This window comes from Siphonobacter sp. SORGH_AS_0500 (assembly GCF_031453245.1).
Taxonomy (GTDB): Bacteria; Bacteroidota; Bacteroidia; order Cytophagales; family Spirosomataceae; genus Siphonobacter.
In genome coordinates, this window is record NZ_JAVIYT010000001.1 from 2,260,614 (window position 1) to 2,280,462 (window position 19,849).

The window sequence follows — 19,849 nt, forward strand, 5'->3', positions numbered from 1 at the left end:
GCCTTCAGCATTACTGAAGGCCTTTTTCTATGGATTACGTTTGAAAATTCTAACCTGATCTATGGTTGAAATTAAGTGGTATTTTGATCCGATATAGGCTTTCACTTCGGCATAATATTCATGGGCCTTGCCTAGTCCTTTAGCCATGGGATAGGTGGAGTCCATCGTATCAATAAAAATCTCCGGCTTATTTTCCTCCATATCGCCAATAAAGTTAGCTATACGGTGAGCGTAAAGATCCGACTTCATAAATAAATGGTGACTGTGAGGCATCCGATACCCACAGGCTCGATTAGACTGCACGTACCAGCGGTCTACCCAACCCCAAATTACGATGTTATCTTTATCGGTGGAATGTTGCCTGATTTGATCGATAATTTGCGTTTCATAAGCAACTTTATCAGAGCTACTTTCAGGTGGTATAGTAAAGACGTTGTAGATAGCCTGAATCAATGAAACTAGTACTAAAAGAAGGATGGACGCATAACTAATTTTTCGATTGGAATAGGGGATAGATGCAGCAATACAGTATAAAACAGGAATAAATAGATAGAGGATATAATGAGAAAATAGGTTACCTGATTGACCAATGGCATACAGGCTGGTAGCCACCATAAGTACCGAAAAATAACCATTAATTTTTTCAAAAGAACTGGCTATTCTGTTACGGAATAAAGTATAGGAAATTCCTAGAATAGTCAAAGGTATCAAGGCAAAGAAATAAATTCTAGAGGATTTTACATTCAAAATGAATTTACCAATTCGAATTGGGTTAAACCTTTCGATGGTTGGTAGGGATTGAAATTGAGTCGAGTAAGAATACAATAGATAATTCCAGAAATAATTTATCCAGAAGTCTGAGAGTTTATGATAATAAATAAAGACCAGATTGATTAATAATGTAGGAAGAATTCCTCCTAAAATCAGTAAAGCTAAGAATGTATAGTTTTTTAAACGAAGGGTTAATAGCATCGCGAAAGCAGCAATGACCAAACCCATTGGAGCGTTTTGAAACTTCGCATAGATCAAGCTTCCCAGAATAGTTCCTAAAGTAAATATCTGGAAACCAGAGGTCTGTTTCGTTTTTTCATACCTAACATACAGGTAGGTCGCCAGTGTTATTAAGAAAATACTGATATGTTCTGAGTTATAGGCCGTATGCTGAAGAGACCAGGTAGTACTAATAAAAAGACAAAGCGTCCAGGTAATCAGTAGAGCCCGTTTAGCATCAATAAAGAGGGCAATGGATTTATAGAAATAGAAAATGATTCCTAACCAGCAGAGAATAGTAACCACATTGGTCAGAGCGTAACTTAAGTTAATACCTAACCAACTGGGAATTAAGATCGGTAGAACAGTAAGCGGACGTGAGTCCGTATAATTCAGAATCTTCCAAAGTTTATCTGGATAATAATTGATGGAAATAGCACTCGAAAGCCAGGTACTTGTATCCACATCTCCCTCAGTATTCTGAATATTTAAAAGCCGTAATGCTAAAGTAATGGCAAGAAAAATGTAGATAAATCCTTTTGTTTTTAAGGAAGCTTCCGACCTATACTTAGCCCAGACATGAGAGGTAAAAGCTACAAGAAGTAGTATAATAATAATTTTTCCGTAAAAAGTATAAATGATTGGCATGGAAGGTGGTGTAATAAAAAGTCCAGCCAAATATAAGAGAATATCTAGAATGCTAAATTGAGTCTTCGTGAGTTAAAAACTCTATTATTTTATACGTTTATGTTACTATAGTTACGAACAAAGGATGAGCATTAGCCATCCTTTGTTGATTTATAAGAACTTTAATGAATCAATTTTATCCTGCCCAATCTGGGCTATTAAGGGTTCAAGGCCGTTGTATTTAATTTGCCCGCGAAGCCAGATGACAAATTCCAGCGTGAGTTTTTCTCCGTAAATTTCCTTATCGAAATCGAAAATATTGACTTCAATGGTACGGATCGTACCGTCAACAGTAGGGTTGGTTCCGATACTCAACATTCCCCCATACCAGTTGCTCTTCCACTTCACCCGAACGGCATACACTCCATCGGCAGGAACAAGCTTATAGGATTCGGGTAATTCCAGATTGGCAGTAGGATAACCCAGTTGCCGACCCAGTTGCCGACCTTTAACGACCGTTCCACTCAGCGTATATGATCGACCTAGAAAGGCCGCCGCTGTCGTCACATCTCCGGTCAGTAAGGATTGCCGGATTCGGGTTGAACTTACGGCCAGATGTTCAACATCCTGCCGGGGGATTTCTTCCACTTCAAAACCATATTCGTGCGAATGGGCCTGAAGGTAATCGAACCCACCTTCCCGGTTTCGTCCAAAACGATGATCGTAACCAATTACCAGACGCTTGGTACCAATGGTATCAATCAGGATCTTTCGGATAAACTCGTCAGAGGTTAATAAAGAAAAATCACGATTGAAAGGAATAACCAGCAAGTGATCAATACCAGAAGCCTGGAGATACTCTATTTTTTCATCGAGCGTATTGAGTAATTTCAGGTCCGCACTATCCGCGGAAACCACAATACGCGGATGAGGCCAGAAGGTAATCACCACCGACTCACCATTGGACTGCCTGGCTGATTCGATTAATCGATTTAAGATTTTCTGATGGCCTAAGTGTACACCGTCGAAAGTTCCACTGGTGACAACTGCGTTAGGAAGTCTCCTGAATTCCTCTATACCATGGTATACTTGCATAAATTTAAAGGGGTCTGATTCGGGGTTCGTAAAGCACACTGCCAGGGCGGTGTGTTTCTACGAAATCTTCCAGAGAAATCGCGTCATCAATGTGGAATTCACCAATACGCGTCCGACGAAGGCTTTTCATATAAGCTCCTGACTGGCAGAGCAACCCGAAATCGCGAACTAAACTACGGATATAAGTGCCTTTGGAACAGACAATCCGGAAATCCAGTTCAGGAAAACGGCTTTGATCGAGTTCAAAAGCGGTAATAGTAATTTGTTTAGGCTTAATTTCTGCTTCCTGACCACTGCGGGCCAGTTCATAAGCCCGAACGCCTTCTACTTTCACGGCTGAAAAAATAGGAGGGGTTTGTAAAATCGTTCCGGTTAACTCTGCCAAAGCCTTTTCAATCACTTCGGGAGTAATATGATCTACCGGATATTCGCCATCAAAAGGCGTTTCCAGATCGACGGAAGGAGTGGTTTTTCCTAACACCAGCGTTCCGGTGTATTCCTTTTCTGCCGCCTGATACGTTTCAATTTGCTTGGTCATTTTGCCTGTACAGCAAATTAGCAGACCCGTTGCCAGAGGGTCCAGGGTACCTGCATGACCAATCTTTTTATATTTCGCCGCCCACTTCAGCTTTTTAACTACCGCAAAAGAAGTCCAGCCCAGGGGCTTATCTATCATAATGACTTCTCCGGGATCTGCTGCCTGGACTTGCTGTTCCTCACGCTCCATACTCAAGGGTTAAACTACTTCCATATTAACGCCACTCATCAAGAGGGCGATGATGATAATGCCCATCACAATTCGGTACCAGCCGAACACTTTAAAGCCGTATTTCGTCAGGAAACTAATAAAGAAACGAATGGCAATCATGGCTACGATAAAGGCTACGACGTTGCCAATGACAAACAGTTGAATCTGATCGCCCGTTAGCGTGTTTCCGTCCATGAAATAATCCAGCATTTTTTTGCCCGTGGCCGCAAACATCGTTGGAACAGCCAGAAAAAAGGAGAATTCCGCTGCTGCTTTACGGCTGATCCCCTGACTCATCCCGCCAACGATAGATGCACCGGAACGGGAAACGCCCGGAATCATGGCGATACACTGGAACATCCCGATTTTGAAGGCATTCCATAAGTTAATGTCCTTCTCTTCAGTAATGACCGGGTTGGTAAACCATTTGTCTACAAAGAGTAAAATGATTCCTCCGATCAGTAAGGAAACGGCGACGCCCATGGCACTTTCTAACAGGCTATCGATGATATCGCTGAATAACAAACCAAAAACGGCGGCGGGTATAAAAGCGACGAATAACTTGATATAAAAATTAAATGAACGGAAAAAACGCTTGAAGTATAAAACAACCACCGATAGAATCGCTCCGAACTGAATGGCAACCGTAAAAAGTTTGACGAAAGGATCGGAAGCAATGCCGGCGAACGAAGAGTAAAGAATCATGTGGCCGGTGGATGAAATGGGTAAATACTCCGTAAGGCCTTCAATAATTGCTAAGATAATAGCGTGTAGAATTGACATGAAAAAGGTTGATTAAATAGGAAGTAGATTTGGCGGAATAAAACAAAGAAAGTACTGGAAGCAGAGATGCTCCCAGTACCCTTCAAACAAGACCTGTATGAACTAAGCCTTAGGCTTTTGTAAAATGGCGTAGAATTCAATGATATAACCAGCAACCACAACGATAGGGCCGAGGGTAAGGCCCAGGAAACCGAAGCCAAATTCCTCTTTGTCCATACTCATGATGAAAAAGCCTGCCAGGATGGTAACCACGCCGATGATCATCCACAAATAGTTGCTACGCTGAAAAGGCATGGCTTTCGCTTGAGCTGAGGCGTCATTGCCAGTTGCGAAGGGGCTGGAAATGCCTGAGGTTTTAAATTCTGTTGCCATAATAGTTAAATGTATGAGCGTTAACCGGGTATAAAATCTTTAATAACAAAAAGCTAGTAAAGCTTATCGACAGATGAGCGTAGATAGCGTTCTACGGACTGAAGCGTGCTTACAAATCCAATAAACATGCCAATGATCAACAGCACAGCGGCCAGGATTCCTAACTTCTCCCAATCTCCTAGCAGGACATTAATCTCGGGAACGTACTTGAAACCCAGATTAATAATAGCTACTAATAACCCGCAGGCGAGTATTGCACTAACAATGCCCTGAATCAATCCGCGGTATAAAAAGGGTTTGCGGATAAATCCATTGGTGGCTCCAACCAACTGCATACTACGAATAGTAAACCGCTGTGAATAAAGAGCGAGTTTAATCGTATTATTAACCAGAACAACAATGATAATCAGTAATAAAACTACGAAGGACGAAAGCACAATATAGATTTTAGTGATGTTTTTGTTCACCTCATCTACAAAATTCTCTACGTAGCTAGCTTCAAAAACCCCCGGAATGCGTTGTAAATCCTGCTTGATTTGTTTCAGACCGTTTTCTGAAAAATAATCTTCCTGAATTTTAATAAAGACGCCATCCCGAAGCGGATTTTCGCCCAGAAACTCTTTGAAATTTTCGCCCGTATCTTTAATAAACTTTTCCGCAGCCTCTTCCTTGGAAACAAAGGTTACCTGAGGCTTGCCCTCTTTCCGGGCAACGTATGGTTTAGCCAGAATCTGGTTACGAACTCCCTCGGATTGCTCGGCAGTAAGATCTTTGTTGAGGTACACCTGAACCTCAATATTTTGCTTTACTACCTCCGATAATTTCCGGCCCATCACTGTTAATAAACCACACAAGCCAATGATAAACAGGGCGATGGTTAAGCTAACAGTAATAGTCAGATTAGGTAAATACTTTTTACGTTGTTTTTCTGTGGCCATACGAGCGAATCCTTGCAAAAATAGATGTTTCCCGAAGGAAGAAACAGCCGCTTGCTCTTTTTAAGGGTTTTTAACGAACAGTAACTCCTAATTGCGACGACTTATTTCGTCACGAATCTGGGCTGCTTTTTCGTACTCTTCATTCGTCAAAGCCTGATCCAGCATTTTATGCAAATCTTCGGTTGTGTTATCTTTCAACTGATCGGGAAAAGGCTTGCTGGCTGACACGGGAGCGGGCTCAGGTTTTTCGCTTGAAGTTCCTTCATTGGCAACGATTCCGGCTTCTGAAAGTAAGTTTTCAAAAGTATAAATGGGAACATTGAAACGCAGACCAATGGCGATGGCATCCGACGGACGGGCATCAACCACGCGTTCTTTTAATCCATCCGTGCAGACAATCTGAGCGAAGAAAATCCCTTCCCGCAGATCGGAAATCACAATTTCAGTGACCTTATAATGAAAACCCTGAGCAAACGATTTAAACAAATCGTGCGTCATCGGACGGTTCGGGGTTATTTTTTCAATTTCGATAGCAATTGCCTGGGCTTCGAACATGCCAATAATGATGGGTAATCGACGATTACCAAACTCTTCACCCAATATCAGAGCAAATGACCCGGTCTGTGATTGACTCGGGGAAAGACCTAAAATCTCTAACTTGATTTTTTCCACTGGTTACGACCTCTGTTTAGAAAGGTAGGCAAAAGTAACAAGACCCGTCGAGTTTTGGAAACCAGACCTGCCTTATTCCGATTTATAATGCCTTTCAGGAGTTACAAAAAGTGTAACGAAAAGACTATACCAATTGTTCTGATGCCATTTTTGGCAGAAAAATTAGGGTCAGCTCATGATTTTAAGCTGACATAAGCAGCATTTTGAAGGAGAATCGCTTATGGATTATCTTCGCAAATGGAATAAAATAAAAATACTCATACGGGTCTGTTTCCCCGCGATCAGCCCATAAAATCCCGTTATGAACCGTCTGGAATTGTTAATAGATTTTTGTAAGGAAGAACCCAATGATCCTTTCAACTGGTATGCTCTGACGTTAGAATATCAGAAAACGGATTCCACTAAAGCGGGGGAAGGGTTTGATAAGCTAATCAGCGATTTCCCAGACTACTTACCCACCTATTACCACGCCGCCCAATTCTGGGCAGAGCAGGAGGAAGAGGACAAAGCCCGAGTGATTTACGAAGAGGGAATTCAGAAGGCGGAAGAAGCAAAGGATTTTCATGCCCTGCGAGAGCTTAAGGGAGCTTATCAACGCTGGGTGGATGAATGGGAGCTTTAGGGGATAGTTGTTTGTTGGGGGATGTTTGCTAATAGAAATAATAAGCAAATTATCGGATCAGCCGTGTAGATAGGAAATACCGCTGGCAGCGTGGCCCGGCCAGCTTTTGCTGGCAGCAAACCCCAAATAAGCTATTGCTGCCAGCGGAAAAGCTGGCAGCGGCAGGGCCTTTAGGATATGAATGAGAAACAGTTTTTTAGAGGCAATGTGATCAAGCTAATACAAATATTGCTGCCAGCAGAAAAAGCTGTCTGGGCCACGCTGGTAGCGGCAGGGCCTTTAGCTTGTGAGTGATAAACAGTTTTTCCAGCTTTTTCTCTGCCAGCAATAGTTCATTTCTTAAGTTCCCATCAGTGAAAGCCTTATTTTAGACCGGATATTGCCATTCTCCCCTATAATCTCGTCGGAGAAGTTTAGTGGCTTCTTCGTCATTCAGGATTTGTTCTTTCGTACCATCCCAGTTAATACTTCTGCCTAATTTATACGAAAGCATCCCTAGGAGAGCCATGTTCGTGGATCGCTGGCCAATTTCAATATCACAAACGGGCTTTTGTCCGCTTTCAATGCAGTCGAGGAAATTACGCCAGAGTGCAGCAATGTTTTGCTGATCGGGTAAATCTAGTTTAGGGTCCTGATGAATGATGGATTTGTTCTTGTTAGTCGGATAGAAAGTCCAGCCATCCGTCCAGCCCATGTGAAAGGTTCCTTCCGTACCGTAGAAGTAACAGCCGACATTGGCTTTTTCGGCTTCATTCCCCGCAAAAAGCCGGTGTTCCCATTCAACCGTAAAATCGTCAAACTTCCAGGCCGCAATTTGGTGATCCGGGGCATCGGTGTCGTCCTGGCGAATGGCTCTGCCACCCGTCGAGTAAATCTGTTTGGGATGCGGGTCTTCACTCCACCACAGAATCTGATCCAGCCAGTGAATGCCCCAGTCGCCAAGCTGCCCGTTGGCATAATCCAGAAATAAACGAAAGCCTTTCGGATGCATGCTGGGGTGGTACTCGGCGAGGGGAGCGGGGCCGCACCAGGCGTCCCAGTCGAGTTCTTTGGGTGGCTCCTGAGCGGGTGTTTTCTCTCCTGGACCACCGCCGTAATGCACGAAAGCTCGGACCATGCCAATTTTTCCGGCTTTGCCCGATTTCAGAAAATCCATTCCTGAAATGTTATGGGGGGAAACGCGTCGATGCGTGCCTACCTGTACGACGCGATTATGCTTACGAGCGGCATTCACCATCGCCCGACCTTCCAAGATGGTATGACTAACGGGTTTTTCTACATATACATGAGCTCCCGACTCGATGGCCGCAATGCAGCAAAGCGGATGCCAGTGATCGGGCGTGGCTACAATTACAATTTCAGGTTTTTCTTTGGCCAGCATTTCGCGGTAATCCCGATAGACTTTGGGCTGATCGCTGGTGAGTTTACGGAGTTCTTGCTGAGCGGTCTTGATCTGGCGAGTATCCACGTCACAAAGAGCAACTACTTTCGATTGCCCCGCCTGTATGGCACACCGTAGGATATTCATGCCCCAACCAGCCTGAGCCAATGAGGGCGGTTTTGTATTTTTCCGTTCGAACGAAAGAGGATAACAAAGGGACGGCGGAAAAGGCCAGGGAAGCCTTGGAAGTGCTTTCCAGAAAAGTTCTTCGGTTCATAGAGGTTTAGCGTCTGCCTTCGGGCGGTGAAACCCGAAGGCGTGTAGAGGAACCGAAAGATACAAAACCTCAGGAAATCTGTTGGATTAATCGAATAAAGAGTTGGGTTAGGGAAGGTTCAGCCTGAGCAGCTGCCGCCAGGATTTCTTCGAATTTGGCTTCTTTCAGCGTTTCAGGGAAACATAAATCCGTGATGACAGAACAGGCAAAAACCTTCATGCCCACCTGATGAGCTACGATTACTTCGGGAACAGTACTCATGCCAACGGCATCTGTGCCGAGCTGACGAAGGAGTCGGTATTCGGCTTTGGTTTCTAGTTGTGGTCCCTGAACGCTGGTATATACACCCGAATGAACGGTTACTCCCAACTCTTTTAGAATAGCTTTTCCCTGATTAATTAACTCAAGATCATACGGTTGGCTCATGTCGGGGAAACGCGGGCCAAATGAAGCAGGGTTTTTGCCGCGTAAGGGGCTTTCGGGCAGAAATAACGCAACGTGGTCTTCAATGATCATTAAATCGCTGATGTTGAATACCGGATTGAGGCCCCCGGCGGCGTTGGACACAAACAGATACTTCACGCCCAGCGAATGCAATACCCGAATAGGAAAGGTAACTTCCTGCATCGAATACCCTTCGTAATAATGAAAGCGGCCCTGCAAGCAGATAACGGATTTTCCGCCCAAAGTGCCCAGTATTAATTTACCTGAATGCGTTTCAACCGTAGAGATCGGGAAATGGGGGAGCACATGATAAGGAATTTCGCAAAGCACCTCGATTTCCTGAGCCAGATGCCCAAGGCCCGTACCTAGAATAATACCGATCTTGGCTTCAAAATCGGGTAACTGATTTTGTATGAATTCGCTGGTTTCGCGAATGATTTCAGGAGTCATAAGAGAGATGTCAGAAGTACGAAGATAGATTGTGAGTAATAAATTGAAACAAAACGGAATAAATCTGACTAAAAACTGCAAACCGACAACCGTAAACTAAACAGATTTGACAAAAACGAGTCATCTTTACACCCGTTTTAGAATTCGTTATTTATTAGTTGAAATGGCACGTACGAGAGGGATGCGTAATAATCGCTTCGTTTTTATTCTGTTTTTAGTGGGTATCGGACTGGTTCTCCGCTACTGTAACCAGCCGCATCCTTTTGAGGTAATCAAGGGGGATTTGTATGAAATAGCGGGCATGAAACGCCCACCGGAAACGCGTCCGGTGGATACCAGCAAAGAAACAGGTTCGAAACGTGAAAAGGGTAGGAAAGAAGAGTATGACTCGGAAGCTTCGGATGTACGGGAGGAAAGCAGTACACAAAGCGGAGAGGAAAATACTAGCTCTACGCTGGGTTCGATAGATGAGTACTTACCTGCCTACAACAAGAATGATCAGATTATCAGACGCAGAGGATACATTCTTGACTATCAGGAAGAATATGAGCAGCCATCTTGGGTGGTCCATTTGTTAATTAACAAAAAAGGTAATGCTAAGCGAGCCGATAGTTTTCAGCCCGATCCAATGGTAAAGACGAAAACAGCTTTACCAAACGATTACACCAATACGGGTTATGATCGGGGGCACCTGGCTCCGGCAGGCGATTTTAACTATGATCAGGAATTGAAGGACGAAAGTTTTTACATGAGTAATATGTCTCCGCAATTGCACGAGCTTAACACGGGCATCTGGAATAACATTGAGCAGAAAGTAAGAAGCTGGAGCAAAAAACGGGGTGATCTGGTCATTGTTACTGGACCCGTTCTGAAAAAAGGATTACCAACGATTGGCAAGAGTACGAAAATTGCGGTTCCTGAATATTACTACAAACTCGTATACGATCCTCATAAACAGGAAGCTATTGCGTTCTTTATCGCCAATAAAGCTTTTGTGAACGTAGTTCTTCAGGATTTTACGACTTCAATTGATGACGTTGAAAAGAAAACCGGAATTGACTTCTTTGCCAAGTTACCCAAGTCCGTTCAAACGAATATTGAAGCTCAGCATGACGTGAAAGCTTGGTTTGGCCGGGGACGTTAACGGCTTAGGTTAGTACCATAAAAAATCCCAGTCTGTATAGCTGACTGGGATTTTTATTAGGTCTTCATTTTCTTCTTTTTCGCGGCGGGGAAAAGAATGTTATTAAGAATCAGCCGATACCCCGGTGAGGTAGGGTGTAAGTTTAAATCTGTCGGTTCTTCGCCTACTTCGTGACGATAATCTTCGGGGTCGTGACCACCGTAGAAGGTCCAGAAGCCTTTACCGAAGGTTCCGTGAATGTAGCGAGCTTCGCCCACTGAACGATTCTCGCCCAGAATCAATACTTCCGGCTTAATGTATTCCTTTTTGAAAGCCGTCGTTTGCCCCATAAATCCTTTCACGGTCGTGGTATGATTCTGGGTTAACATCGTAGGAACGGCATCCCATTTCGCTGAAAACTGAAATAACTGAAAGTAATCGTTAGACTCGATCAATCGGCGTTCTTCGGGCTGGCTGTCTACCGTAGAAAATTCAATCTGGTAAGGGTCAAGGATAACCTTAAAGTCTTTGAAAGCAAAGGTTTTAGAGAAATCAAGCTTCTGATTAATGTTTGGATCGGCGGGGGTTCCGTCGTAAAAAGGGTCTACGAAATCAACACCATTGGCCGCCAGAGCTACGTCATAGGTATCCGTTGCGTTACACATGGCGAACATATACCCACCACCCGAAACGAATTCCTGAATTTTTTTTGCCACGTTAAATTTCAATTCAGGAATGGTTGAAAACCCATATTTAGCCGCTGCCTGTAAGCCATTCCGTTTCTGAGCCTGGTAATAGGGATAATTTCGGTGCTGCCAGAACTTACCCATTTGTCCGGTAAAGTCTTCGTGGTGAAGGTGTAGCCAGTCGTAGGTGGGTAACTTGCCACTCATGACTTCATCATCATAAACCGTTTCGTAGGGAATTTCGGCGTAGGTTAGTACCAGTGTTACGGCGTCGTCCCAGGGCTGATTTACCTTTGGACTATACACGGCAATTTTCGGAGCTTTCTGAAGTTTTACCACGTCCATGTTCACATCCGGCTGTTGCAACTCCTGACGAATTTGCTGGGCCTGACCGTCCGAAATGACTTCATAACTGATGCCCCGAATAACTAGCTCATTCTGAAATTTCTGGTTTTCGGGGATCATGAAACTGCCGCCCCGGTAATTAAGTAACCACTCAACTTCGGTTTCGTAATTTTTTAGGACCCAATACGCCAGACCATACGCTTTGAGGTGATTTTTCTGGGATTCATCCATCGGAATCAGTATTTGCGAGGCCCGAGCGGAACCGCAAATCACGCAGAAAAGGATGAACGGAACGATTAGTCGTTTCATTGGTGCAGTAGTTTTCAAAATCAGGAACGAATTTTGACCTTTAGACCATATACGATCTTCCGATCATGGTTCTTGAAAGAATGAATTTACCAGAAATTAAAGATAATTAAGGAGCAATCTATGAATTTGCTTGAAAATACCCGCGAAGGATTACGATCCATCCGGGCGAATTTATTACGTACGGTTCTTACTTCTTTGATCATTGCCGTGGGAATCAGTAGTCTGGTGGGCATTCTGACGGCCATCGACGGTATTCAGAGCAGTATGGATAATAGCTTTGCTGGTCTGGGGGCGAATACGTTTGATATTAATCAGGGCGAACAGATGGGAATTCGTATTGGCGGTCGCCGGCAGAAGGTTTTTGGGGCGATTCTTTACCGCGAAGCTCAGGAATACAAAGAACGATTTGGCTTTGGTGCTACCGTTTCTCTTGCTACGATGGTGACGGGAGCAGCTCAGGTCAAGTTTGAGAGCAAAAAAAGTAATCCCAACGTCACGGTGATGGGAATTGACGAGAATTTTTTCGCAGTGAAAAGTTTTAAACTTCAGGAAGGGCGTAACCTGACGGCCAATGATGTGTCGATGTCTACGAATGTTGCCATTATGGGGGCCGAAATTGCGACTAATCTTTTTGGAACGTCCCAACCCATCGGGAAAGATATTACGGTGCTGGGGACAAAATTTCGGGTAGTAGGCTTACTGGAACGAAAAGGTAACCTGACGGGTGGAGGAGACGACCGCCGAATTTATATACCCATTGAAACGGCCCGGCAATTGGCCGGTACCCGCGTGTTATCTTTTGCCATTACTACCAGCGTCCCCGGCCTCAATCGGATAGAGTTATTAATGGGCGAAGCCCGGGGCTTAATGCGGCAAATCCGCCGTGATCCGACGACGCAGGAAGATTCTTTTCAGGTGGAACGGGCGGATGCCGTGGCGGAAAACTTCAAAGAAGCCAGTTCTAAACTCAAATATGGCGGTTTTGGTATCGGCATCATTACCTTACTAGGAGCCAGCATTGCTCTGATGAATATTATGCTGGTTTCGGTAACCGAGCGAACTCAGGAAATTGGCATTCGAAAAGCCCTGGGAGCAACACCGAGTCGCATTCGGCAGCAGTTTTTAATTGAAGCCATTGTTATTTGTGTATTGGGAGGCGTTGCAGGGCTCATCCTGGCAATGGTATTTGGCAATGTCGTTTCGCAATTGCTCAGTCAGGGCACGGCTAGCTTTATTATTCCCTGGTTATGGCTCGGCATTGGGATTAGCGTTTGCGTCGTCGTAGGCCTGTTTTCGGGCTTTTACCCCGCCTGGAAAGCTTCCCGGCTTGATCCCATTGATGCATTGCGTTATGAATAAGTTTAGTCAGCAGGTTGATTTACAGGAGAATGTGAAGAAGTAGAAAACTTTTTCAGGAAAGAGCTTGCCAAGGCGTGTAGGAATGTTGTATACTTGCACTCCCAAACGCGATACGCAATGCCCAGATGGCGGAATCGGTAGACGCGATGGTCTCAAACACCATTGCCTTCACGGGCATGCCGGTTCGACTCCGGCTCTGGGTACTGGTCATCCCTCTTAATAGTCTGCTAGTCAGAATGTTGAGAGGGATGTTTGCTTTCTCACTGAAACGTTACTGAAACATTTTTGAATTATCTCGCATTCAGAGGCTAGGCTAGGGGATAGTCAGGCTTCATTTGATTATGTTATCTTTGTTCATGGTTCGGCACAATTCGAACTTATCTCATAAACAAAAAGGGAACCGCTTGTAGTGGTTCCCTTTTTTCATTCCATTTAAGTGACTATGATTATTGAAGTATTTCAATAAGTTTCTCTTTTTCGCTCCATTTTACACTAATGGTATCTTTATCTTCCATCAAATTGAATTCCTCGTAGAACAAATCATTTTTGTATCCGAAAGCAATATCATTGATAAGTGTAACTTTTTTAGATATTTGTTTAGCATATATTCCTTTATAAATTAATTCTAGGTCTAAGTTAGCTTTTGCTAAACTACCTCTAAAATCATATTGATTAGAACCAGTTATGTATTTGCATACGGATACTTGATGGACATGGGATATAGCAACAGGAAATGTGATATTACCTATTTTATGGTTTAGTTTTGCTCTCTTTCCAAATGCGTCTTTAAAGAATTTATTAGCATCCTTTGAAAAAAGTTTTCGTTGCTCCGATTCTTCATCTGCATCTAGTTGCACAAAAGCCATATTTACAATCCCTTGTATAAACTGAGCCAGTTCAATTATAGCGGTTGGTAGCTGATTAAAATTGTTTGTTTTTTTATAGTAAACAGGGTTTTTGTAGTGATCATAGGTAGTGTCAACTTTAAAGTATCTTTGATATACAAGGATATTATTCAAAAGTTGAGTATCATCAGCACTTGGCTCTACTTCATAGTCACCAAGAAAGAAGTATGCGCCATCTGTAACTATAAGATCGCCGTTACGTTCAGTAATGAATATTGTAATAAATTTATTCGTTAATGTTGTGAATGGGGTCCAAAGTTCAATGGTTTTGCCGCGGCTGCGACAATCCCATAATGCATTTAGTTCATTCTTTATAGCTTCAATATTGATTTCAGAGCAGTTCATTTAAATTTTATATTCTTAAGTGGGTCATCGTTCTCTTCTTCTTCAAACATCGGCAATTGGCTTCCTGGTTTTTCATTTATCTTAAATATGGGCCATGAAAGGTGTTGGCAATATGCTTTCATTTCCTCACAAAAAAGTATTATTATACGATTAATGTTGCCTAAGTCTTCTTCTTTGACAGAGTTTAGCTTTTCAGTCTTGTATGCTATATTTCTTCCAAGATCATCCCATTTATGAAAATGAGGAGGGGCTATACGTTGCTTACTATAATGAGGGCTATTAGCCGGATTACGATGTGGAGACCCTGCAGAGTCATACCTAGCAAGACGCTTATTACTGTAACCCTCCGCCATAATCAAAAACTTAAAATGTCTATGATTGTCTGGTAGAACTTCAACTTCGAAAAAAATACCTTCTACGCTTGAGTGTTCAATTTTGGATCTAGCTGCAAGCCAGTCTGTTCTTGTCTTTTTATTCGCGTTTATGTGTATTGTTTCATCAAGAATCCTTTTTTGTTCGTTCATAATGACTTTGTAGGTAGCAAAATCATCAAGAACCTCTTTGCAAAAGTCACCTCCGTTTTTTTTCATTTAATATGGTCAAGGTTAATTCAATGCAATCATAAAAAAAAGTTCTTATGGTTATCGCTTCATCGCAAAAAAAGATTTTGTTTGAGCGTCACTTTCAGCACTTGCGTCACTCTTTGGTATCGTCAATTTTATCGACACTCCATCCAATACCTTGTACCAAAAGGGTATTTGCCTCATTATCAGTCGATTTCGGTTTTCTTCAGCTACCGTCCTGTGATAATTACATAACGCTTCCTGATTCCACTCTTTTTATCGGGTAAGAAAACTCTTCAAATGAATCCTATCTGCGTTTAGGATGAGGCTTGAGAGTATCTGACTGTGACAGGCCATTCTCTATATACTCGAGCAAATCTTCTTTGATAAAGTATAGCTGGCCAAACCGCTTCACGTGAGGGATAGATTTGATTTTTGTATACAAGGTCTGCTTGCTGATGTGTAATATCTCTGCTGCTTCCTGAGCTTTTATGTATTTGTTCTGTTGGGGTAAGGGAGCTGGTTGTTCCGACTTAACGGTTAGCTTTACTAATAGCTCTTCTATTCGATCCAGGCGTTGAGCTAGTACTTCGAAAGGGTTTTCCATAGCAGAAGGGTTTGATGGCGTTTATATACCCATAACGCTCACTCTGCTTCCTATTTTATAGGCTCTAAAAACTTCCTGAAGGCTAGAATCGGAAAACCTCCGTTCTGGATGTATGCTAGTTAAGAATAGGCAGGCTCACATGGCCTCCCCAGAAAGAGCAGATGGTACTCCAAAGTTCAATGATTGAGCTATAGTCTTCGGGTTTAGGAATAAAGGCATTTACGCCCCGCTGGTAAGCCTCTTCAATCAGTTGAGGTCGGCTATGAATCGAGAACATCAAAATAGGAATAGCTTTCCATTCGGACTGCTTTAACTCCTCCATCATTTCAAAGCCATTCATGCCTGGCAAGTCATAATCCAGCAGAATGATATGAGGCGTAATGTCATTAGCTTTCAAGAAGGCTAATGCATTCTCAGCAGTCTCTATGCATACGTAATGGCAAGCGATGTTACTTTTCTTGTGACCTCTTTCTAATAATTCAATGTAATCTTTTTCATCCTCGACTATTAGAATCAAAGGCGTTATCATTCGTGATCTCATGGCTTTCTCCCAGTTTAGTCCATCACTAGTGAAAGATGCGTTCCATGCTCCCTTTAAACCACATAAGCCCGACTACTGCCGAGCTTATGTGGGGTTCGACATGATGTCGAAGGTCTTCACCTTTGGGTGAATCGCCTCATAATCAGAGGCATCAATTTTGATGAAACCCTATTTGGCCTTGAGCTCATAGACGTATTCGCGAATTAACAACGTATCTCCCTTTGGCATCTTGGGCGGGAACGTTTCATCAAATGCATTTATTCCAGCTTGACTCAATACCCCTTCAGAATACTTAAGCGTGACGGCTATGACAGGCAATTGCATTACTTTATCGTCGCCTGTAGAAATGAATGATTCGTGACCCGTACAAATTTTATTAGGGACACAACCATTCGTGATATTCTTATATTTCAAAAAGCTTAACGATTTCGCAACATCATCGTTTGGGTTGATCACAATCACTTCTTTGCCTTTAAACGTATAGGTATGATTATGAAGAGAGACGTTATACTTTACCCACTTATTTAAAACCATGGAGTCTGCTTTGGGCATAGTAAAAATTGTATCTCCTATGGCTCGATGCGTTTCCATATAGACTTTACGGTTCAGATACTGGCCCTTTAAATGGGTAGATGAGTCGCTCAGAAACTTGTTAATTGCTGCCTGATCGGTAATTTCCTTATTGTCATAGAAAAGTCTATAGATACCTTTAGGGGTGACAGAGTTAACGATCCAGTATTTAGGAAATGAGACAGGTTGGTCCTTATCTTTTTTGCATGACCAAAGAAGGAAAAGGGCAAAGCATACCAGTAGAAAGGATACTTTTTTCATGGGAAAGGTTAGGTTATTAAAAACGGATAATTATTAATTCTCAATCTTGTCCTGAACGGCCTTGGGAAGCTCTGAAAAGAAGTCCAGGCCCGTCGTTCGCTCTAACTCACGCACGGTTACCGTCCATCGTCTCCAGCCCGTACCGGCTACGTCCTGCGAGTTAGGCATGCTCACTGCAATTACTTCGACTTTCTCCGTTGCTACCCTGGAAAGGTCATTATCCCCTTCCGGCATGATCAGAATTACTTTCCAGCAACGGTTCGGTACAATTACGCTCCCTTTCGCGATGGTAGAGGCCATTCCTTTGGAGCCTTTTCCACCCTCACCATAACTACCGGCGTAGATATAGGCTTCCAGTCCAAGTTTCACTTTAGTCCGGCAATATTCTTCCAAATCATTCCACACCCCACGGTTTACACTCGGAGCTTGGGGGATCATATTCGTCATCACAAACGTAGCCGAATTATCGTTTTCTGTCGCCGTGCGATCACCCGAAGGACATAAATGCCCGCGATCAAAGCCACTGTTGGTGTAATCGGTGGGCCTGATCATCGTGAAGTTACGCGGCAAGTCCTCATCGGGCCTAAAGTCATCCTGGCGATCGGCTGAACCCAAATCACTGCGTTGCAGGTGCCAGCCTACCCAGCGGGCAATGCCTTTCAGGGGTTGATAGGAAAGTACGTATTGAGGCTTGATGAGCAGATACTCCGAGCCATCGGCTGAGGCGTTCCCGATCGCTAGTGAAGGATAACCCAGAACCGCCTGCGTAGAAAGGTTAGATGAAGGGTCTGAAGGATTAACTACTGCTTTGCGTCCACAGGAGACTATAAGCAACGTGAGGGCTAAACCGAAGGATACAGACCGTAAGGATGGAAACATGAAATCTATTTAATGAAGTAACGGACAAATATAAGTGCAGGATTGCGGCTAGTTTAAATGTTGACTATACGCCAAGAAAAAAGCCTCAGAAATCTCTGAAGCCTTTAGCCATAACCCTACTTTCACCCAGTCCACCAAGAGAGGATGAAAAACGAAAGGTAGGTCTTATTTCAGGTACCTGATTTACCGTTTAATCAGTAATCAATAGCCTAATAGACTATTTAGACCTTGATGTCGGTTAAAGTAGATTGAAATACTTATAAGTTAACTCTATTTCCTCTTCACGTAGGTCTTATTGCCTTTAGAGTTGTAATAGTATCTACCACCTCTGGGCCCCGTGTGAATGTACGCTCCAGTTGTTGGAGTTGAATGCCTGGTGCCGCCGGATGAATAACTACTGCCGCTGCTACTAGGCGAATAAGAACTAGAAGTGGATTGCTGGCTTTTTACTTCTTCTGTAGCATACGTGTATAGCTCCAAAGGAGTGCCTCGATAATGCTTTATATAGTCATTGTACACATAGACTTTTCGACTTATCGTCCTAGTGCGAACGCCTGCTCCATAAACATACACGTCTCTATTTTTATACCTAGCTCTAGTTGCTGCTGGTGATAACTGGGTTGATTCATTCAATAATATCCTAATGGTGTCTCTGGCAGGAATATCTGAATATCGATGCGATAAATCGCTTGTATAGGCTTCAATTGGCGTGTTTACTACCAATACATATTCGGCTACTTTGGAGGCTTTTAAAGCAGAATCTGAGGCAGCTATTTGAGCGTTCTTCCTATTCCGCTCTACCACCATGTGTAAGGGGTAGATGTTTGGAGCTAAGGACTGCACGGGTTCATTGAACATGACCTCGAAATCCTTCACGTTGTATCTATGGGAAGATATGGTCTTTGTTCGTGTTCCTAGTCCCCATACAAAGAGCCTGTATTGCTTATAGTAGGCTTCAGTTGTGGCAGGGCTAAGTTCTACGCCTACGGGCAAGACTACATCAACGGTATCGCCTGCAGGCAAGTCTTTATATCTTCGTTCCATCTGCCTGGTTTCATAAACCTCTACAGGACTTGTAACCAGGAGTTTGTAATGCATGATGTAATCCAGATTTTGCTGGGCGGAAGCGTTATAGCTAGATGCTGAAGAGCTTTGAGGAGCACGTTGGAGCATGCAGGAAACGGTAATAAGGGGAATTGCCAGTAGCATTAGGTAGAAGTGACGCATAAAGATGGGGTTATTTTAAGTTACGAATCTAGTACTTAAACAGACTTCTAACAATTAGATAACTGCCACTACTATATGTCCAAAAGCTACTTAAGTTATCAACATGCAGGCATTTTAAGTATCATACATAAGTATTATCAAGTATATCTATTCAACTATCCTCATTTAACTAATATCTAGATGACTATTAGTACAATAAATACTACAGATAAGAACCACAATGCCAGTTAATTCTAAGCTATTTCTAATGACTACCCTACATTATATAGGGTTTTAATAAACTAGATTTGAATCCTTTTTCACTTAATTAACCCATTATGAAAAGAGCTTTTACTCTTGCTTTATCAATCCTTTTATTTTGTCTAAGTTGTAGCACTCCTGAAAGCAGTTCAACATCACCTAGCTCTTCCTGCGGGAAGCATAATGGCAAAACTCTTTATTTAGGCCCTAAGGGCGGATGTTATTACATCAATTCCAAAGGCAACAAAGAATACGTTTCTAGGTCTGAATGCAAGTGCTAATGCGAAAGCCCGCCCTAAAAGGTGGGCTTCACTATTTATAGTGATGTTACTTTGTAAGAAAAAGAGAAATACAGCTATTAACTTAAATAAGGTTAAACTCAAAGAAGTTAAATCAAAACAGTTTAAACGGTTTCAGTTTACTTACTCCCTAGTAAAGATAAAAACCCGCCCAGCAATGCCAGACGGGTTTAAGTAATCTCCCACTAAAT

The 19,849-nt window shown here is 42.9% G+C and carries 19 protein-coding genes, 1 tRNA gene and 1 pseudogene; 4 read left to right on the plus strand and 17 right to left on the minus strand.

The window, feature by feature from the left end; translation table 11 throughout:
* Nucleotides 1-27: 27 nt before the first annotated feature.
* The 7 genes from QE357_RS09485 to QE357_RS09515 form a co-directional block, all read right to left on the minus strand.
* A complete protein-coding gene (locus tag QE357_RS09485) occupies nucleotides 28-1,455 on the minus strand; it encodes a hypothetical protein (protein ID WP_309706959.1) in 1,428 nt (475 codons plus the stop codon).
* A 333-nt stretch (nucleotides 1,456-1,788) separates the two neighbouring features.
* The gene (locus QE357_RS09490; protein ID WP_307142873.1) at nucleotides 1,789-2,712 is read right to left on the minus strand and encodes a bifunctional riboflavin kinase/FAD synthetase; all 924 of its coding nucleotides are present in this window, start codon (nucleotides 2,710-2,712) and stop codon (nucleotides 1,789-1,791) included.
* A 4-nt stretch (nucleotides 2,713-2,716) separates the two neighbouring features.
* Nucleotides 2,717-3,439 (minus strand): tRNA pseudouridine(55) synthase TruB, encoded by a 723-nt coding sequence (gene truB / locus QE357_RS09495; RefSeq protein WP_106634970.1) that lies wholly within the window; start codon nucleotides 3,437-3,439, stop codon nucleotides 2,717-2,719.
* 9 nt (nucleotides 3,440-3,448) lie between these two features.
* Nucleotides 3,449-4,243 (minus strand): undecaprenyl-diphosphate phosphatase, encoded by a 795-nt coding sequence (locus tag QE357_RS09500; protein WP_106634969.1) that lies wholly within the window; start codon nucleotides 4,241-4,243, stop codon nucleotides 3,449-3,451.
* 102 nt (nucleotides 4,244-4,345) lie between these two features.
* On the minus strand, nucleotides 4,346-4,615 hold the full coding sequence (locus QE357_RS09505) for a DUF3098 domain-containing protein (protein ID WP_106634968.1): 270 nt from the start codon (nucleotides 4,613-4,615) through the stop codon (nucleotides 4,346-4,348).
* A gap of 53 nt (nucleotides 4,616-4,668) precedes the next feature.
* Entirely contained in the window at nucleotides 4,669-5,553 is an 885-nt protein-coding gene (locus QE357_RS09510) for an ABC transporter permease (protein WP_106634967.1), read from the minus strand.
* Nucleotides 5,554-5,640: 87 nt separating this feature from the next.
* Entirely contained in the window at nucleotides 5,641-6,225 is a 585-nt protein-coding gene (locus tag QE357_RS09515) for a bifunctional nuclease family protein (RefSeq protein WP_106634966.1), read from the minus strand.
* A gap of 301 nt (nucleotides 6,226-6,526) precedes the next feature.
* On the opposite strand from QE357_RS09515, the gene QE357_RS09520 reads away from it, so the two are divergent.
* Entirely contained in the window at nucleotides 6,527-6,847 is a 321-nt protein-coding gene (locus tag QE357_RS09520) for a tetratricopeptide repeat protein (protein ID WP_309706968.1), read from the plus strand.
* A 367-nt stretch (nucleotides 6,848-7,214) separates the two neighbouring features.
* Here the strand turns inward: QE357_RS09520 and QE357_RS09525 are convergent.
* Both QE357_RS09525 and QE357_RS09530 read right to left on the minus strand, forming a co-directional pair.
* Nucleotides 7,215-8,505 (minus strand): annotated as a pseudogene (locus tag QE357_RS09525) (Gfo/Idh/MocA family protein).
* A gap of 69 nt (nucleotides 8,506-8,574) precedes the next feature.
* The gene (locus tag QE357_RS09530; protein WP_309706970.1) at nucleotides 8,575-9,399 is read right to left on the minus strand and encodes a purine-nucleoside phosphorylase; all 825 of its coding nucleotides are present in this window, start codon (nucleotides 9,397-9,399) and stop codon (nucleotides 8,575-8,577) included.
* Between the two features lie 163 nt (nucleotides 9,400-9,562).
* Between QE357_RS09530 and QE357_RS09535 the strand changes: the two genes are divergently transcribed.
* Complete coding sequence (locus tag QE357_RS09535) at nucleotides 9,563-10,543, plus strand: DNA/RNA non-specific endonuclease (protein ID WP_309706973.1); 981 nt, start codon at nucleotides 9,563-9,565, stop codon at nucleotides 10,541-10,543.
* 56 nt (nucleotides 10,544-10,599) lie between these two features.
* On the opposite strand, the gene QE357_RS09540 is transcribed toward QE357_RS09535, so the two are convergent.
* A complete protein-coding gene (locus tag QE357_RS09540; protein WP_309706974.1) occupies nucleotides 10,600-11,862 on the minus strand; it encodes an asparagine synthetase B in 1,263 nt (420 codons plus the stop codon).
* Nucleotides 11,863-11,982: 120 nt separating this feature from the next.
* On the opposite strand from QE357_RS09540, the gene QE357_RS09545 reads away from it, so the two are divergent.
* Entirely contained in the window at nucleotides 11,983-13,221 is a 1,239-nt protein-coding gene (locus tag QE357_RS09545; protein ID WP_309706976.1) for an ABC transporter permease, read from the plus strand.
* 119 nt (nucleotides 13,222-13,340) lie between these two features.
* Nucleotides 13,341-13,424, plus strand: a tRNA-Leu gene (locus tag QE357_RS09550).
* Nucleotides 13,425-13,667: 243 nt separating this feature from the next.
* On the opposite strand, the gene QE357_RS09555 is transcribed toward QE357_RS09550, so the two are convergent.
* The 7 genes from QE357_RS09555 to QE357_RS09585 all read right to left on the minus strand — a co-directional run bounded on the left by QE357_RS09555 (nucleotide 13,668) and on the right by QE357_RS09585 (nucleotide 18,990).
* Entirely contained in the window at nucleotides 13,668-14,471 is an 804-nt protein-coding gene (locus QE357_RS09555) for a hypothetical protein (protein ID WP_309706978.1), read from the minus strand.
* A complete protein-coding gene (locus tag QE357_RS09560) occupies nucleotides 14,468-15,061 on the minus strand; it encodes a hypothetical protein (protein WP_309706980.1) in 594 nt (197 codons plus the stop codon). Before QE357_RS09560 ends, QE357_RS09555 begins: the two co-directional genes overlap by 4 nt.
* Before the next feature lie 280 nt (nucleotides 15,062-15,341).
* Nucleotides 15,342-15,641, minus strand: coding sequence for a helix-turn-helix domain-containing protein (locus tag QE357_RS09565; protein WP_309706981.1), 300 nt, complete (start codon nucleotides 15,639-15,641; stop codon nucleotides 15,342-15,344).
* Nucleotides 15,642-15,756: 115 nt separating this feature from the next.
* On the minus strand, nucleotides 15,757-16,182 hold the full coding sequence (locus QE357_RS09570; protein ID WP_309706984.1) for a response regulator: 426 nt from the start codon (nucleotides 16,180-16,182) through the stop codon (nucleotides 15,757-15,759).
* 168 nt (nucleotides 16,183-16,350) lie between these two features.
* Nucleotides 16,351-17,013, minus strand: a complete 663-nt coding sequence (locus tag QE357_RS09575; RefSeq protein ID WP_309706986.1) for a hypothetical protein — start codon at nucleotides 17,011-17,013, stop codon at nucleotides 16,351-16,353.
* A 33-nt stretch (nucleotides 17,014-17,046) separates the two neighbouring features.
* A complete protein-coding gene (locus QE357_RS09580; RefSeq protein ID WP_309706988.1) occupies nucleotides 17,047-17,892 on the minus strand; it encodes a DNA/RNA non-specific endonuclease in 846 nt (281 codons plus the stop codon).
* 270 nt (nucleotides 17,893-18,162) lie between these two features.
* On the minus strand, nucleotides 18,163-18,990 hold the full coding sequence (locus QE357_RS09585) for a hypothetical protein (RefSeq protein WP_309706990.1): 828 nt from the start codon (nucleotides 18,988-18,990) through the stop codon (nucleotides 18,163-18,165).
* Nucleotides 18,991-19,849: the final 859 nt, after the last annotated feature.